The sequence below is a fragment of the Nonomuraea sp. NPDC052634 genome, from assembly GCF_040678535.1.
GTDB lineage: Bacteria > Actinomycetota > Actinomycetes > Streptosporangiales > Streptosporangiaceae > Nonomuraea > Nonomuraea fastidiosa.
This window is the reverse complement of the sequence record NZ_JBFATY010000001.1, coordinates 957,581-973,603: the sequence shown is the minus strand read 5'-3', so window position 1 is coordinate 973,603 and position 16,023 is coordinate 957,581. Positions and strand designations below refer to the sequence as shown.

The window sequence follows — 16,023 nt, the reverse complement described above, 5'->3', positions numbered from 1 at the left end:
CGTTGGTCGGCCCCCTGACCTCGCCATACCGTGAGCGAAACGGGAGGTTCGACGTTGCATCTGACACCTCGCGAGCAGGAGCGGCTCACCATCTTCACGCTCGCCGAGCTCGCCCGCCGCCGCCGCGCCCGTGGGCGCAGATTGAACGCCCCCGAGGCCATCGCCCTGATCTGCGACGAGATCCTCGAACTCGCCTGGGACGGCGCCACGCTGCCCGAGGTCATCGAGGGCGCCAAGGCCGTGCTCGGCCCCGGCGACGTGATGGAGGGCGTCTGCGCGCTCGTGCCCCACGTCCAGGTCGAGGCGCTGTTCCCGAACGGCACCGCGCTCGTCGCCGTGGACGCCCCCATCGGCCCGCCGGAGCCCGGCGGCCCCGGCGCGGTCCGGCCGCTGCCGCGCGAGGTCGAGCTGAACCCCGGCCGCGAGCGCACCACCCTGCGCATCACCAACCGGGGCGAGCGCACGGTCTACGTCTCCTCGCACTTCCCGCTGGGAGAGGTCAACGCGGCGCTGTCGTTCGACAGGTCGCCGGAGGGGCTCAGGCTCGCCATCCCCGCCGGCACGGCGACCGCCTTCCCGCCGGGCGAGACCGTCGAGGTGGAGGTCATCACGTCATGAGACGCGAGACGTACAACGCGATCTACGGCCCCACCACCGGGGACCTCATCAGGCTCGGCGACACCTGCCTGTGGGCCGAGGTGGAGGCCGACGACGTGCCGCACGGCGACGAACTGCTCGGCGGCTGCGGCAAGACGCTGCGCGACGGGCTGCTGGCCAGCCCGCGCGGCGACAGGGAGTCCGCGCTCGACCTGGTCGTGGCCGGGGTCGTGCTCATGGACCCGGTGCTCGGCGTGCGCAAGACGCACATCGGCGTCAAGGACGGCAGGATCGTCCCGTTCGAAGGCGCGATCATCGACTCGCACACGGCGATCGTGCCCGGCGAGGGCCTGATCGCCACGCCCGGCGTCGTGGACTCGCACGTGCACCTGTCGTCGCCGGAGATCGCGCCCGCCGCGCTGGCCTCCGGCGTGACGACCGTGGTCGGCATGGGCCTCGGGGGCGTGTGGGACGTCGGCGTCAACCCGGCGCACAACCTGCACACGCTGATGGCCGCCTGGCGCGGCACCCCGCTGAACGTGGCGTTCCTGGCCCGCGGCTCCTCCAGCTCGCAGCGGCTGCTGGAGGAGGCGGTGCTGGCGGGCGCGGGCGGCTTCAAGATCCACGAGGACTTCGGCGCGACGCCGCGCGTCATCGACACCTGCCTCGGCGTCGCCGAGCAGGCCGACCTGCCGGTGGCGCTGCACTCCGACTCGATGAACGAGTCCGGTTACCTGGCCGACACGATCGCCGCGACGCGCGGGCGCACCGTGCACGCCTACCACGTCGAAGGCGGCGGCGGGCATCCCGACCTGCTGGAGATCCTCTCCGAGCCGCACGTGCTGCCCTCGTCCACCACCCCCACGCTGCCCTACACCACGAACACCGCCGGCGAGCTGTTCCCGATGACGATGACCGTGCACCGGCAGAACCACCACATCGACAGCGACGTGGCGGTGACCCGCAGCCGGGTCAGGGAGCACGGCATCGCGGCCGAGAACGTCCTGCACGACCTGGGCGCGATCAGCATCGTCAACTCCGACTCGATGGGCATGGGCCGGGTGGCCGAGACCGTGCGGCGCACGTGGCAGGTGGCGCATCTCAACGCCCTGGCGGCCGGCGCGGGAGACCCCGCGGGAGATAACGCGCGCATCCTGCGCTACCTCGCCAAGCTCACCGTCAACCCGGCCGTCGCGCACGGCCTGGCCCACGAGGTCGGCACGCTGCAGCCCGGCCGCCTGGCCGACATCGTGCTCTGGCAGCCGGCCTGGTTCGGCACCAAGCCCGAGCTGGTGATCAAAGCCGGTTTCGTCGCCCACGGCGTCTCCGGCAGCGGCTCCGGCTCCACCCGGCTCACCCAGCCGCGCGTCTACCGGCCGTACTTCGGCGGACTCGGCGACGCGCCCGCCCGGCTGTCGCGGATCTTCGTCGCGCACGACGCGCTCGACTCCGCCGACAGCAGGGACGCCCTGCCACGCGGCCTGCGGTACGCGGCGATCCGGCACTCCCGCGGCCTCACCCGATCCGACATGTGCCGAAATATGGCGACTCCTCGCGTCGAGGTGCCGCGCGAACCCGGACCCGTCCTCGTGGACGGCGCCGCGGCGAGCATGGCCCCCGCCACCGAGGTGCCGCTGGCTCGACTCCACCACTTCGCCTAGGAATCCCCCCGTATGAGCTCCACCACCGCCCGCGGCGCGGGCATCGCGTCCTTCGTCGGCACCTCCATCGAGTGGTACGACTTCTACATCTACGGCACCGCGTCCGCCCTCGTCTTCAGCAAGCTGTTCTTCCCCGAGGTCAGCCCCGCCGCCGGCGTGATGGCCTCCTTCGCCACCTTCTGGGTCGGGTTCCTGGCCAGGCCGCTCGGCGGCGTCGTCTTCGGCCACCTCGGCGACCGCATCGGCCGCAAGCGCACGCTCGTCGTCACCCTGCTGCTCATGGGCGGGGCCACCACGCTCGTCGGCGTGCTGCCCACGTTCGCGCAGATCGGGGTGCTCGCGCCGGTGCTGCTCGCCACGCTGCGGCTGGTGCAGGGCATCGCCGTCGGCGGCGAGTGGGGCGGCGCGGTGCTGATCGCCGCCGAGCACGCGGGCCCCAAGCGCATCTTCTACGCCGCCTTCGCCCAGCAGGGCTCGCCCGCCGGGTCGATCCTCGCCACCGCCGCGTTCGCGCTGGTCAGCATGCTCCCCGAGGACGCCTTCCTGTCCTACGGCTGGCGGATCCCGTTCCTGTGCTCGGCCGTGCTGCTCGTGGTCGGCCTGGTCATCAGGATGCGGGTGGAGGAGTCGCCGGAGTTCACCCGCATGCAGGAGCGGCGCGAGGTGGCCAAGCTGCCCGTCGCCGAGGTCTTCCGCAGCTCCTGGCCGCTGGTGCTGCTGGGCATCGGCGCGAGCGGCGTCGGCATCGCCTCGGCGTACTTCACCAACACCTTCATCCTGTCGTGGGCCACCACCGACCTCGGCATCAGCCGGAGCACGATGCTCGACGTGCTGCTCATCGTGGCCATCACCCAGTTCGTCACCCAGCCGATCGGCGCGGTGCTCGGCCAGCGCTACGGCGCCGCCCGCTTCATGCTGATCGCGTTCACCGCGCTCATCGTGTGCACGCCGATCACCTTCGCCATGGTCGGCACCGGCTCGCCCGTCCTGGCCACGCTGGGGCTGGCGCTCAGCATCGTCTTCGGCGGCATGTCGTACGCGGCCCTGGCCGGCTTCCTGGCCGAGGCGTTCCCCGCCCGGGTCCGCTACACCGGCATCTCGCTGTCGTACCAGCTCTGCGGCGCCCTCATCGGCGGCACCGCCCCGATGATCGCCCAGGCGCTGCTCACCTCGACCGGCACCATCTGGGCGGTCGTCGCCCAGTACCTGGTCATCATTCTGCTCACCATGGCCTGCGTGGCCGCACTGCGGCGCAGGAGCGTGGCGGCGCGGGAACCGCTGGAGGTCTGATGCGTCTCGACGCGCTGTTCGTCAACGGCCGCTTCACCACCCTCGACCGCGACCGGCCGCAGGCCACCCGACTGGGCGTGCTGCACGGCCGGATCGCCGGGCTGGACGAGGAGCTCGACGGGGTGAGCGCCGAGACGGTCGTGGACCTCGGCGGCGCGCCCGTCGTGCCCGGCTTCAACGACGCCCACCACCACCTGAGCATGCGCGGCCAGCGGCTGCGCGAGCTGGACGTGCGCGTGAGCAGCCTCGACGAGCTGTACGCGCGGGTCGCCGAGCGCGCCGCGACCCTGCCGGAAGGGGCCTGGATCCGCGGCGGCGGCTACGACCAGAACAAGCTGGGCGGCGTCCACCCCACCCGCGAGGCCCTCGACCGGGCCTCCGGCGGCCGCCCGGTCTGGCTCCAGCACACCTCCGGCCACATGGGCGTGGCCAGCACGGCGGCGTTCGCGCTCATGGGCTTCCCGTCGCTTGAGGACGTGCCCGACGTGCCGGGCGGCTCCGTCGGTCGCGACGAGCGCGGGCTGCCCGACGGCCTGCTCGCCGAGCAGGCACAGGACCTCGCGCTGCGGGTGCTGCGGCCGCTCGCGCACGAGGAGTTCATCGAGGGCATCGCGCTGGCCGGGCGGGCCGCCGCCGCCGAGGGGCTGACCAGCTTCACCGAGCCGGGCGTCGGCGCCGGCCTGGCCGGCAACGGCCGCTGGGACGTCGCCGCCTTCCAGGACGCGATCAGGCGGGGCCTGCTGCCGCAGCGGGCCACGCTCATGCCGGGCTCGCCCAACCTGCACGACGTGGACGCCGAGTTCGGGCTCGACCTCGGCGTACGCTCCGGGCTCGGCGACGAGTGGCTGCGGATCGGGCCGGTCAAGCTGTTCTCCGACGGCTCGCTCATCGGCCGCACCGCCGCCATGTGCTGCGACTACGCGGGCGAGCCCGGCAACCGGGGCTTCCTGCAGGAGGAGGCGGAGGCGCTGCGCGGCTTCATCCTGCGCGCCCACGGCTCCGGCTGGCAGATCGCCACCCACGCCATCGGCGACGCCGCCGTGGACGTCGTACTCGACGCCTACGCCGAGGCGCAGGCCCGCACTCCGCGCCCGGACGCCCGCCACCGCATCGAGCACTGCGCGGTCACCAGCGACGCCCAGGTCGCCAGGGTCGCCGAGCTGGGCGTCATCCCCGTGCCGCAGGGCCGGTTCATCTCCGAGATCGGCGACGGCATGCTGGAGGCGCTCGGGCCCGAGCGGTCGCGCGGCTGCTACCGGCAGCGCTCGTTCCTTGAGGCCGGCATCGTGCTGCCGGGCAGCTCCGACTGCCCCGTGGTGGCGGGCGCGCCGCTGCTCGGCATCCACGACCTGGTCAACCAGCGCACGGCGAGCGGGCGGCCGTTCAACCCGCAGGAGGCGCTCACCGTCGAGCAGGCGCTGCGCGCCTACACCGAGGGCTCGGCGTACGCGGTGCACGAGGAGCACCTCAAGGGCACGCTGAGCCGGGGCAAGCTGGCCGACTTCGCGGTGCTCTCCGACGACCTGTTCGCCGTCGATCCCGCCGCGATCAAGGACGTCACCGTGATCGCCACCGCCGTGGGCGGGCGGCTGGTCCACGACGGGCGTTGACCCGGTTTCTCCACCTATGACCCGCACGTTGCGGCGGCATTGGCTCCCCATGAACCGGCAGTTGCAAGCATGGCCCTGAGGAGCGAGGCGAGCGGGGAGGTTGCCTATGCCCCTGCGTCCCGGCCGCCTCTCCGTGCAGGCCCGCCTCATCCTGATGACCGCGCTGCTGTCGCTGGCGAGCCTCACCGGGGTCGCGGTCGCCGCGGACCTGATCGTGCGCGAGAAGGTCGAGAGCGAGGTCTACCAGAGCACCCAGCGCGCGGCCTCGGACTGGATCGCGGCCATGGACACCTCGACCCCGCAGCCCGTGACCACGGCGGAGGTCAACCTGCTCCAGCTCGTGGACGCCACCGGCCGCGTCGTGGCGGCCAGCCGCGACGCGGCAGGGCGCCCGCCGATCAGCACGCTGTGGCCGGGCTCCGACGACCGCATCAAGCACGGCAGGGAGTGCGCGAACGGCGAATGCGTGATGTTCACCGCCTTCCGGCCGTCCCCGCAGGAGGAGGAAGGGCTGTGGGGCGGCGCCTCCCACGTCGTGTACGCCGGCCGCGTGGAGCCTCCCGTCCTGGCCGGCTGGAACCTCGAGCTTGGCCTGGCCGGCGCCGTCCTGGTCGCCAGCGCGCTGGTGACCGGCCTGGCGGCGCTGCTCATCCGCCGTACCCTGCGCCCGGTCGAGGTGATGCGGGACCTGATCGCCGAGATCACCGTCACCGACCTCGGCCTGCGGGTGCCCGTGCCACGCGGCCGTGACGCGATCGCCACGCTCGCCCGTACCGTGAACCGGACCCTGGCCAGGCTCGAGGAGGCCGTCCGGCAGCAGGGCTACTACTCCTCGATGGTCTCCCACGAGCTGCGTACGCCGCTGACCGGCCTGCGTACCCGGCTGGAGGAGGCGCTGATCTATCCGGGCGTGGACCGAGGCCAGACGATCAGCGACGCGCTCGGCAGCGTGGGCCGTCTCCAGGTGATCATCGATGAGATGCTGCTGCTCACCCGGGTGCGCACGTCGTCACCGCAGCAGGCCGAGCGGGTCGATCTGGGTGCTCTCGTACGGGACGAGGTCGAGCGCCTGTCGCCCGCCTACCGGCCGCGCGTGTCCGTCCACGACGCTCCCCGCGTGTGGGGCAACCGCGTCCAGCTCGGAGAGGTGCTGACGAACCTGCTGGTCAACGCCGAGCGGCACGCTCGAAGCGCGATCGAGGTGAGCGTCGAGCGCGCCGACGGCGAGGCCGTGCTGACCGTCTGGGACGACGGCAACGGCATCGCGCCCGACCAGCGCGAGCAGGTCTTCCAGCCCTTCATCCGGCTGGCCGCGGGGCGCGAACGCGACCCCGGGGGCAGCGGGCTCGGCCTGGCCATCTCCCGCGCCATCGCCCAGGCACACCAGGGCAACCTGGCCATCGAGGAGACCCCGCGCGGCACCTGCTTCGTGCTGCGGCTGCCGCTGGCGGGCGAGCACGAGCCCGGCTGAGCGAGGCCAAGAGTCCTCGCGATCAAGGGACTTTCGGCCCTAGGGAGCGGCGGCCGGAACCGGGAGCATGGGTGGCGCACCCGCTGAGGTGCGGAAGAGAGGCACTCATCCCAACAGGACGGCTCCGTCCGGCCGCGGGCTCCGGCGAAGACCGGCGGTCATCACCGGACCCGCGACCGCGGCGGAGCCGTTCGAAGCCGAGGACGCGACCCGAGCCCGACGCGGCGTCAGCCCTTCTCCGCGCCCTCGTTGGCGTCGCGGACGAAGTAGCGCTGGAAGATGAGGAAGATCACCGCGACCGGGACGGTGGCCAGGAGCGCGGCGCCCAGCTTGAGCGGGAACTGGGTGCCGCCGCCGAGCGAGCCGCTGACCAGTTCGGCGAGGCCGCGCGGCAGGGTGAACAGCTCCGGGTTCTGCACCGCCACCAGCGTGTGCGGGAACTCGTTCCACGAACCCTGGAACGACAGGATCGTCAAGGTGATCAGCGCGGGCCGGGACATCGGCAGCACCACCGACCAGAAGACCCGGAACGTGCCCGCCCCGTCGATCCTGGCCGCCTCCTCGACGCCGCGCGGCACCGACTCGAAGAACTGCTTCATGATGAAGACCCCGGTCGCGTCCGCCACGAGGGGCAGGATCAGCGCGAGGTACGAGTCGTACATGCCGAGCTGGTTCAGCACCAGGAACTTCGGGATGAACAGCACCACGCCCGGCACCGCCATCACCGCGATCACCGCCGCGAACAGCCCCGCCCGGCCGCGGAAGCGCAGCCGGGCCAGCGCGTAGCCCGCCATCGAGTCCAGCAGCACCCGCCCCAGCGTCACCACGATGGTCACCAGCAGCGAGTTGCCCAGCCAGATCGGCATGTCGGTGCCGCCGAACACCCGCTCGAACGCCGCCAGCGTGGCCGGGTGGGGGATGGGCGACAGCGGGTTGGCGGCGGCGTCGGGGTCGGTCTTGAAGGAGTTCGCGATCTGGATGACGAACGGGTAGATGAAGACGACCGAGAAGACGATCAGGACGAGGCGTCTCATGCCTTGCGCTCCCTCATGACCCACCGCTGGAACAGCGTCAGCAGCACGATGATCGAGAAGAGCACGAACGAGATCGCCGTGCCCACGCCGTAGTCGAAGTCACGGAAGGCCGTCCGGTACGACAGGAACGCCGGCGTCAGCGTGGTCTTGGCCGGATCGCCCTGGCTCATCACGTAGATCTGGTCGAACACCTGCCACGTGCCGATCAGCCCCAGCGTCAGCACCAGGAACATGGTCGGCTTGAGCATCGGCAGCGTCACCCGCCAGAACCGCTGCCACCGGGTGGCGCCATCGATCATGGCGGCCTCGTCGAGCGTCTTCGGGATGTTCTGCAGCGCCGCGAGGAACATCAGCATGAACGTCCCCGACGTCGTCCACACCACCAGCATGATGATCGCGCACATCGCCACGCTAGGCCCCGACAGCCAGTCCCACCAGCTCAGGCCGAGCATGCCGTGCTCGGTGAGCACCGCGGGCGGATCGCCGATCAGGAGCTGGATCACGCCGCGCGGGTCGGAGAACCACTGCGGCCCCTGCACGCCGAGGAAGCCGAGCACCTGGTTGACCGCTCCGGAGTTGCTGAAGATGAACAGGAACACCACGCTGATCGCGACGGAGCTGGTCACCGACGGGAAGTAGAAGGCGGTGCGGAAGAATCCCTTGCGCTTGTTCACCACGAGTGCGAGGAAGAGCGCGAGCGCCGTCTGCAGCGGCACGACCGCGGCGACGTAGTAGATGTTGTTGCGGATGCTCGTCATGAAGTCTTCGCGGGCCAGCCCGTCCTCGGTGAACAGCCGGGCGTAGTTGTCGACGCCGACGAACGGCACCTCGGCCCGGAACGGGCTGCCCTGCCCGTTCCATCCCGTGAGGCTCACCCAGAGCGCCATCAGGATGGGCAGGAGCAGGAACAGCCCGAGGATCACCACGACCGGCGCGACGAAGAGCCACCCCGCGAGGTTCTCCCTGGTACGGCTGCGCATCACGTCAGCCCAGCGTGCTTTCGGTGTTCTTCTGCAGCCTGGCCAGGATCTCCTTCGGGTCCTTGGAGGCCAGCTGCTGCAGGCCCGCGTCGAAGTCGGACAGGACGCTGTCCATCTTCGGGGCGTTCACCGGGCCCTGGGCGTAGTCGGCGCCGCCCACGAAGGCGGCGTCGCCCGGGAACTCCTTGAGGTAGTCCTCCTTGGCCGAGGCCCTGGACGGCATCACGCCGAACGCCCTGGCGAAGGCGAGCTGCTGCTCCTTCTTCGTCATCGCCTCGACGAAGCTGATGGCCGCGGCCTTCTGCTTGGACTTGGCGGCGATGCCCCAGCAGTTGCTGAACGACAGCGTGCCCTTGCCCTTCGGCCCGGCGGGCAGCTCGTGCACCGAGAACTTCACGTCCGGATAGTCGGCCTTCATCGCGCCCTTGATCCAGTTGCCCTCGATCGTCATGGCGGCCTTGCCCTTGCCGAACGCCTCGCCGCCCCACTCGGCGTCGAGCGCCTTGGCGTACTGGGCCTGCTTGCCGGTGAGCAGGTCCTTGACGTACTGCAGCGCCTGAAGGTTCTCGGGGCTGTCACCGGTGGCCTGCTTGCCGTCGGCGCTGGTGATCCAGCCGCCCGCCTGCACCATGAACGCGCCGACCCGGTCGCGCGTGTCGCTGAACGTCAGCGGCGTCACGTCCTTGATCTTCTTGGTGACGGCGGTCAGCTCCTCCCACGTGGTGGGGATGTCGTCCTCGGTGAGGCCGTTCTTCTTCCACAGGTCGTCGTTGACGATCAGGGCGAGCGTGGAGAAGTCCTTCGGCACGCAGTAGAAGCGGCCGTCGTAGGTGTAGGTCTCGCGCAGCTTCGGATAGAAGTCCTGGACGTCGGAGATCTTGTCGGCGTACGGCTCCAGCGCGCCGACGCTCGCGTAGTCGGCGAAGCGCGAGGCGTCCACGTAGAACACGTCGGGCGGGTTGCTGCCCGCCAGCGCCTGGCCGAGCTGCTGGTGGATGTCCTGGGCCGGGGTGACCACGGCCTTGTTGCCGGTGGCCTTGGCCCACGCGTCGGCCGCCTCCTTGACCGCGTTCGTCTCGGCGTCGCCGGACGAGGCCATCAGGACCTGTAGCTCCGCCGGGCCGCTGGTCTGCTGCTGCGGCGCGGCCTGCCGGTCGTCGAAGCCGCTGCCGCAGGCGGTGGCGGTCAGGAGCACGGCGGCCGCGGCGGGGATCGCGAATCTCTTCATGATCGAGGGTCCTTCCGGATGACCAAGGTGGGACTGAGCAGCGCGTGGGACTCGGTCGGCCGGCCCGACAGGCGGCCGGTCAGCATCTCCACGCAACGGGCGGCGACCTCGGCGAGCGGCTGGCCGAGGCTGCTGAGACCGACGGCGGCGGCCACCGGCGTGTCGTCGAACCCGACGACGTCGCGCGTGACCTGCAGGGCGCCGAGCGCCACGGCGTCGCTGACGCACACCAGGGCGGTGGCCCCGCGCCCGGTCAGCTCGAGCGCGGCCGCCCTGCCCTGGGTCAGCGTGCCGTCCGTCGCGAGGTCGAGGTCGGTGTCGAGCCCTTCGGCCGACAGCGCCCTCGACCAGCCGGCGCGGCGGTCGTCGCCCACACCGGAGCCCGGTTCCCAGCCGATGAAGCCGATCCGCCGGTGCCCGGTGGCGAGGAAGTGGCGGGTGGCGGCCTCGGTGCCGGCCGCGCCGTCCACGTCCACCCAAGGGTGGCCGACGTCCGTGGCGCCCCACGGCCGGCCGAAGGTGACGAACGGCAGGTCACGCTCGGCCAGCCAGGCGGTGCGCGGGTCGTCGTGGTGGGTGCTGGTCAGCACGTAACCGTCGGGCTCGAACTCGCCGCGGAGCCGGTCGATGGTGTCGATCTCGTTCTCGTCGTCGGTGGCGGTGTAGAGCAGTACCCGGTAGCCGGACCTCTCCGCCGCTTCGGTGAGGCCGTGCAGCCAGCGGTCGAAGACGTTCATGCCGTCCTCGGTCGTCTCGATCCGCACGGCAAGGAGCCGCGACCGGCCGGTCCGCATCTGCCTGGCGGCGGCGCTCACCCGGTAGCCGAGGGTCTCCACCGCGGCGAGCACGCGCTGCCGGGTCTCCTCCTTGACGACCTCCGGGGAGTTCAGGACGTTCGACACCGTCTGGCGGGACACACCGGCGAGCCGCGCCACATCGGCGATCGTGACCTTCGCCGCCATATATCGCCTTTCCGTGAGTTTGAACGATCAAAATGATGTATGCCAGGATTAGATCGTTCAAGTTAACGGAGTGTCAAGGGGGCCTCACGTGACCGACCACCGGCTGCAACCGCTGTTGCACGATCTCGTCAGCACCGTGATGGCGCCGACGACCGCGCTCAGCAGTGCGGACGGCCAGATCAGGCCCGCAGGGGTGCAGGGGCTCTTCCACGCCGACGCACGGGTGCTCTCCCAGGCCGGGCTGCTGATCGACGGCCGCGAGCCGGAGGCCGTCGCGCACGCTGTGCCGGGGCCGGGGCTCTCGCGCTTCGTCGCGCTGGCCCGCTGGCTCGGCGACCCCGTCCCAGACCCGACCGTCAGAGTGGACCGCCTGCGCCGGGTCACGCCCGGCGGCATGGACGAGGAGATCACCCTCGCCTCCACCGCCTCGGCCCCCGTCACCTGCACCATCACGGTGGAGCTCGGCTGCGACCTCGCGCCCATCGAAGTGGTGAAGTCCGGCGGGGACACGGCGCCTCTCGCCCCCGTGTCCGATGCAGGCGGGCTGGTCTGGGAGTCCGGTGACGTCCGGGTCAGCGTGCGGGCCGACGCCGAGATCAGCGGGCAGACGCTGCGGTGGCGTGTCACCGTCCCGCCGGGGGAGCGGGTGACCGTACGGTGGGGCGTGACCGTCCAGGACCCCGAGGCGGTCGTCGCCGCGCCTGCCAAGGCGCTCGAATGGAGCAGGCCGCAGGTGGAGGCCGACGACGCCCGCCTGGTACGCCTGGCCCGCCAGTCGCTCGACGACCTCGAGTCGCTGCGGCTCACCGAGACCGGCGCGCCCGATGACACGTTCCTGGGCGCCGGAGTGCCCTGGTTTCTGACCCTCTTCGGCCGCGACAGCATCTGGGCCGCCCGCATGCTGCTCCCGCTCGGCACCGAGCTGGCCGCCGGCACCCTGCGCGTCCTGGCCCGGCGCCAGGGCACGAAGATCGACCCCACCTCGGGCGAGGCGCCCGGCAAGATCATGCACGAGCTGCGCCGCCACGAGTTCAAGCTCGAAGCGAACCAGCTCCGCCTGCCCGCCGCCTACTACGGCACCATCGACGCCACCCCGCTCTGGATCACGCTGCTGCACGACGCCTGGCGCTGGGGCATGCCCGAATCCGAGGTCGCCGCGCTGCTGCCCGCCATGGAGGCGGCGCTCGGCTGGCTCGCCGACCACGGCGACGCCGACGGCGACGGCTTCCTCGAGTACATCGACACCAGCGGGCGCGGCCTGGCCAACCAGGGCTGGAAGGACTCGGGCGACGCCGTCCGCTTCCACGACGGCTCGCACGCCGAGCCGCCCATCGCGCTCGTCGAGGTCCAGGGGTACGCGTACGAGGCGGCCACCGCCGGGGCGGCGCTGCTCGACGCCTTCGGCCGGCCCGGCGCCGAGCGGTGGCGCGACTACGCCGGCCGGCTGGCCGAACGGTTCCGCGCGAAGTTCTGGACGGACCGCGGGCGCCCCGCGCTCGCCCTCGACCGCGACAAGCGCCCGGTCGACGCGCTCACCAGCAACATCGGGCACCTGCTCGGCACCGGCATCCTGACGCCCGACGAGGAGCTGCGCATCGCCGGCCTGCTGAGCGACCCGGCCATGTCGGGCGGCTTCGGGCTGCGCACGATGTCGAGCGGCGATGCGGGGTTCAGCCCGCTGTCGTACCACTGCGGCTCCGTCTGGACCCACGACACGGCGATCGTCATCACCGGCCTCGCCCGCGCCGCCCTGTCCAGGGAGACCGCGCTGACCGCCGCCCCGTCCGGGCGGGCTGACGTGGCCGGCGCGCCTGGTGCGGTCGGGACGTTGCCCGGCGAGCCTGATGTGGCCGGCGCGCCGTCCCGCGAGACGGATGCGGCCGGCGCGCCGTCCGGCCCGGCCGATCTGGCCGCCGGCCTCGCCCGGGGGCTGCTCGCCGCCGCCGAGGCGTTCGACTACCGCCTGCCGGAACTGCACGCGGGCGACTCGCGGGAGCTGTTGGGCCGGCCGGTGCCGTACCCGGCGGCCTGCCGCCCGCAGGCGTGGTCGGCCGCGGCCGCCGTCGCGATCCTGCACGCCGCCACCGGCCTCTACCCCGACGTCCCGGAAGGCAAGGCGGTCCTCCGTCCACTGCCCTCCGCCCCGCTCGGTGCCCTGTCGGTCCGCGGCCTGCGGGTGGCGGGCTCCTCGGTGGACGTCACGGTGGACGCGTCCGGCACCGCCCACGTCACCGGCCTGCCCGAGGGCATCACCCTCGTGACGGAGTGACCCGCCGCCCGGCCGCCCGCCCCGTCGCGCCTGCCGCCTGGGCGATGCGCGTGCCCGGCCAGGCCGCCGCCGCGGAGCGCGACCTGCGCCAGGCCGCCGCTCGCTCTGGGCGGCACGATCCGCCACCCCGCCCCGCAGCGATGCCCGCCCGGACGGCTAGGGCCGGAGGGCGTCCATGAGGAGGTCGAAGAGGCGGTCCATGCGGTCCCAGGTGTCGCCGGCCGCCGTGGACAGGAAGACGCCCAGGATCATCGCGGTGACGTCGTCGGGGTCGATGTCGCCGCGCAGGGTGCCCGCGCGGGCACCGCGCTCCAGGATCGTGCCGATGGCGGCGGTGATGCGTTCCCTGGTCGTGGGCGTGGCGAGCCGTCCTGAGGCCCAGCCGGCGCGCAGGGTGTCGAGCATGGCGCGCTTGGTCGAGACGAACGCCCCGTAACGCTTCATCCACGCCCGCAGCGCGACCTCGGGCGGGTGCTCGGCAAGGAGGGCGGGTACGCATCCGGTCACCTCGTCGAGCTCGGCGGCGTACACGGCCTCGACGAGCGCCTCCCGGGTGGGGAAGTGGCGGTAGAGCGTGCCGATGCCGACGCCGGCCTGCTTGGCGATGCCTTCGAGCGAGACGGGCCCGTCGGCGGTGGCGAAGGCCGCGCGGGCGACGGCGAGCAGGTTCTCGCGGTTGCGGCGCGCGTGCGCGCGAACGGGCCGCCCGGGGGCCGGAGATTCGGAAGATTCCGGGGCAACCAAAGCGGAGGCACCTCCGATAGTGCTAGGGTCGGTCTTGGCGGAGGGTCCTCCGCTTTCTCTCGTCATTGTCTCAAGGACGGTGTTTCCTGATGTCCTCCGGCACCTCTTCCTCCGACGTCACGGCCACCGGAGCACCGCGTCCCGGCGGCTCCGGCCTGCTCGGCGACCTTACCGTCTCCCGCGTCGGCTACGGCGCCATGCAGCTCGAGCGGCTGCACGACGACCGCGCCGCCGCCGTACGGCTGCTGCGCCGCGCCGTCGAGCTGGGCGTCGATCACGTCGACACGGCCGACTTCTACGGCGACGGCTTCGTCAACGACGTGATCCGCGAGGCGCTGCGCCCCGAGGACGGCGTGGTCGTCGTCAGCAAGGTGGGCGCGGTCGTCGACCCGGACGGCCCGTTCCCGCTCCGCCCCGCCCAGCGTCCCGGGGAGCTGCGGGCGAGCGTCGAGGCCAACCTCAAGAGCCTCGGCGTCGAGCGCATCCCGGTCGTGAACCTCCGCAGGCTCGACGTCGGCCCCGGCATCCGCGCCACCGGCCCCCAGGTGGTGGACGTGGACGACCAGCTCGAGGTGATGACGGCGCTGCGCGACGAGGGCAAGATCGGTGGGATCGGGCTCAGCGCCGTCTCGCTCGACGTGCTGCGCCGTGCCCTGCCCGCCGGCATCGTCTGCGTTCAGAACGCCTACAGCCTCGTCGGGCGCGACCACGAGGAGATGCTGGCGCTGTGCGCCGCCGAGGGGATCGCCTGGGTGCCGTACTTCCCGCTGGGCGGCGCGTTCCCCGGCATGCCCAGGGTGGTGGAGCAGCCGGCGGTGACCGAGGCCGCCGCCAAGCTCGGCCGCACGCCGTCCCAGATCGGTCTGGCCTGGCTGCTGCGGCACGCGCCCAACGTGCTGCTCATCCCCGGCACCGCGTCGGCCGCCCACCTGGAGGAGAACGTCGCCGCGGGCGAGATCGCGTTCGACGACGAGACCCTCGCCGCGCTGGACGCCGTACCGTCGCAGTCCACGAACATCCTGCTCGGCTGATCGCCTTCGCTTCCGGTCAAGGGGGTTTGGCGCCGCGCTGACCCGCGCGGGACGCGCACGTGCCGGCCTGCGGGGTAGAGCCGTGACGGGAGGCGCGGAACGGGCGCCGCCCCCTTGTACGCGAAGGCGGAGGAACACTTGTGACCCGGCTCTACGATCCCCGTCACACGGCGGTCCTGCTGATCGACCCGTACAACGACTTCATCTCCGAGGGCGGCAAGCTCTGGCCCAGGCTCGCCCCCGTCGCCACCGAGGTCGGGCTGGTGGACAACCTGCGTACGGTGACCGCCGCCGCGCGCGGGATCGGCGCCCGGCTGCTGATCGTGCCGCACCGCCGCTGGGAGCCGGGCGACTACGAGAGCTGGCGGCACCCGAACCCCACCCAGCGCGGCATCATGGAGCGGCACTCGTTCGCGCGCGGGACGTGGGGCGGGGAGTTCCACCCTGACCTCGCGCCGCAGCCCGGCGACATCGTCGTCCACGAGCACTGGGCGCAGAGCGGCTTCGCCAACACCGACCTGGACTTCCAGCTCAAGCAGCACGGCATCACGCACGTGGTGCTGATCGGCGTGCTCGCCAACACCTGCCTGGAGTCGACCGGCAGGTTCGCGATGGAGCTGGGCTACCACGTCACGCTGGTGCGCGACGCCACGGCGGCGTTCAGCCCGGAGATGATGTACGCCGCCCACGAGCTGAACGGCCCCACATTCGCCCACGCCATCCGCACCACGGAGGAGCTGGTGGAGGCGTTCGGCCTGACGGCGGCCTGACCGGACGCGATGGCCTCACCGCGCCTGGGCGGCGGGCCGGGTGGCCGGCTGGAACCTGAACGACCGGGGGAGCCGGGCGCCCGCGCCGGGCTGACCACCGGCCCGACCACCCGGCTCATCGACCGGCTGGAGCAGGCCGGATACGTCCGCCGCAGCCCCGCCACCGACGACCGCAGCAAGGTCATCGTCGAGCCCGTCGGCAAGCCCGCCGAGCTCGACGAGGTCATGACGCCGGTCAGGCGCGAGGTGGGCGAGATCCTGGCCGGCTGCACCGACGACCAGCTCGACGTGCCCTACGACTACTTCCGCAGGGCCGCGCGCGCCTACGAGCGGGCGGCGGAGCGGTTGCGCGTCGGCTCATGACGGCGGTGCTCAG

At 72.2% G+C, this 16,023-nt stretch carries 14 protein-coding genes; 9 read left to right on the top strand and 5 right to left on the bottom strand.

The window, feature by feature from the left end:
• Positions 1-54: 54 nt before the first annotated feature.
• The 5 genes from ureA to AB0K67_RS04550 all read left to right on the top strand — a co-directional run bounded on the left by ureA (position 55) and on the right by AB0K67_RS04550 (position 6,629).
• Positions 55-618, top strand: a complete 564-nt coding sequence (gene ureA, locus AB0K67_RS04570) for an urease subunit gamma (protein WP_364052777.1) — start codon at positions 55-57, stop codon at positions 616-618.
• Complete coding sequence (locus AB0K67_RS04565) at positions 615-2,258, top strand: urease subunit alpha (RefSeq protein WP_364052774.1); 1,644 nt, start codon at positions 615-617, stop codon at positions 2,256-2,258. Before ureA ends, AB0K67_RS04565 begins: the two co-directional genes overlap by 4 nt.
• Before the next feature lie 12 nt (positions 2,259-2,270).
• On the top strand, positions 2,271-3,548 hold the full coding sequence (locus AB0K67_RS04560) for an MFS transporter (protein WP_364052771.1): 1,278 nt from the start codon (positions 2,271-2,273) through the stop codon (positions 3,546-3,548).
• The gene (locus AB0K67_RS04555; protein ID WP_364052768.1) at positions 3,548-5,158 is read left to right on the top strand and encodes an amidohydrolase; all 1,611 of its coding nucleotides are present in this window, start codon (positions 3,548-3,550) and stop codon (positions 5,156-5,158) included. Before AB0K67_RS04560 ends, AB0K67_RS04555 begins: the two co-directional genes overlap by 1 nt.
• 106 nt (positions 5,159-5,264) lie before the next feature.
• Positions 5,265-6,629: a HAMP domain-containing sensor histidine kinase gene (locus AB0K67_RS04550; protein WP_364052765.1), complete on the top strand. Its 1,365-nt coding sequence runs from the start codon at positions 5,265-5,267 to the stop codon at positions 6,627-6,629.
• Between the two features lie 227 nt (positions 6,630-6,856).
• On the opposite strand, the gene AB0K67_RS04545 is transcribed toward AB0K67_RS04550, so the two are convergent.
• The 4 genes from AB0K67_RS04545 to AB0K67_RS04530 are packed head-to-tail and all read right to left on the bottom strand — an operon-like array spanning position 6,857 to position 10,833.
• Positions 6,857-7,663, bottom strand: coding sequence for a carbohydrate ABC transporter permease (locus AB0K67_RS04545; protein WP_364052762.1), 807 nt, complete (start codon positions 7,661-7,663; stop codon positions 6,857-6,859).
• Complete coding sequence (locus AB0K67_RS04540; RefSeq protein ID WP_364052759.1) at positions 7,660-8,643, bottom strand: sugar ABC transporter permease; 984 nt, start codon at positions 8,641-8,643, stop codon at positions 7,660-7,662. Before AB0K67_RS04540 ends, AB0K67_RS04545 begins: the two co-directional genes overlap by 4 nt.
• 4 nt (positions 8,644-8,647) lie before the next feature.
• The gene (locus AB0K67_RS04535; RefSeq protein ID WP_364052756.1) at positions 8,648-9,871 is read right to left on the bottom strand and encodes an extracellular solute-binding protein; all 1,224 of its coding nucleotides are present in this window, start codon (positions 9,869-9,871) and stop codon (positions 8,648-8,650) included.
• Positions 9,868-10,833, bottom strand: coding sequence for a LacI family DNA-binding transcriptional regulator (locus AB0K67_RS04530; protein WP_364052753.1), 966 nt, complete (start codon positions 10,831-10,833; stop codon positions 9,868-9,870). Before AB0K67_RS04530 ends, AB0K67_RS04535 begins: the two co-directional genes overlap by 4 nt.
• Before the next feature lie 88 nt (positions 10,834-10,921).
• Between AB0K67_RS04530 and AB0K67_RS04525 the strand changes: the two genes are divergently transcribed.
• A complete protein-coding gene (locus tag AB0K67_RS04525) occupies positions 10,922-13,102 on the top strand; it encodes a glycogen debranching N-terminal domain-containing protein (protein ID WP_364052750.1) in 2,181 nt (726 codons plus the stop codon).
• Positions 13,103-13,258: 156 nt separating this feature from the next.
• Here AB0K67_RS04525 and AB0K67_RS04520 read toward each other — a convergent pair whose 3' ends face one another.
• Positions 13,259-13,846 (bottom strand): TetR/AcrR family transcriptional regulator, encoded by a 588-nt coding sequence (locus tag AB0K67_RS04520; RefSeq protein WP_364052747.1) that lies wholly within the window; start codon positions 13,844-13,846, stop codon positions 13,259-13,261.
• A gap of 89 nt (positions 13,847-13,935) precedes the next feature.
• Between AB0K67_RS04520 and AB0K67_RS04515 the strand changes: the two genes are divergently transcribed.
• From AB0K67_RS04515 to AB0K67_RS04505, 3 genes are all read left to right on the top strand, one after another.
• Positions 13,936-14,877, top strand: a complete 942-nt coding sequence (locus tag AB0K67_RS04515; protein WP_364052744.1) for an aldo/keto reductase — start codon at positions 13,936-13,938, stop codon at positions 14,875-14,877.
• Positions 14,878-15,017: 140 nt separating this feature from the next.
• Positions 15,018-15,647: an isochorismatase family cysteine hydrolase gene (locus tag AB0K67_RS04510; protein WP_364052741.1), complete on the top strand. Its 630-nt coding sequence runs from the start codon at positions 15,018-15,020 to the stop codon at positions 15,645-15,647.
• 9 nt (positions 15,648-15,656) lie between these two features.
• Positions 15,657-16,010 carry a MarR family transcriptional regulator gene (locus AB0K67_RS04505; protein ID WP_364052738.1) on the top strand — a complete coding sequence of 118 codons (354 nt, stop codon included), beginning with the start codon at positions 15,657-15,659 and terminating at the stop codon, positions 16,008-16,010.
• Positions 16,011-16,023 lie beyond the last annotated feature (13 nt).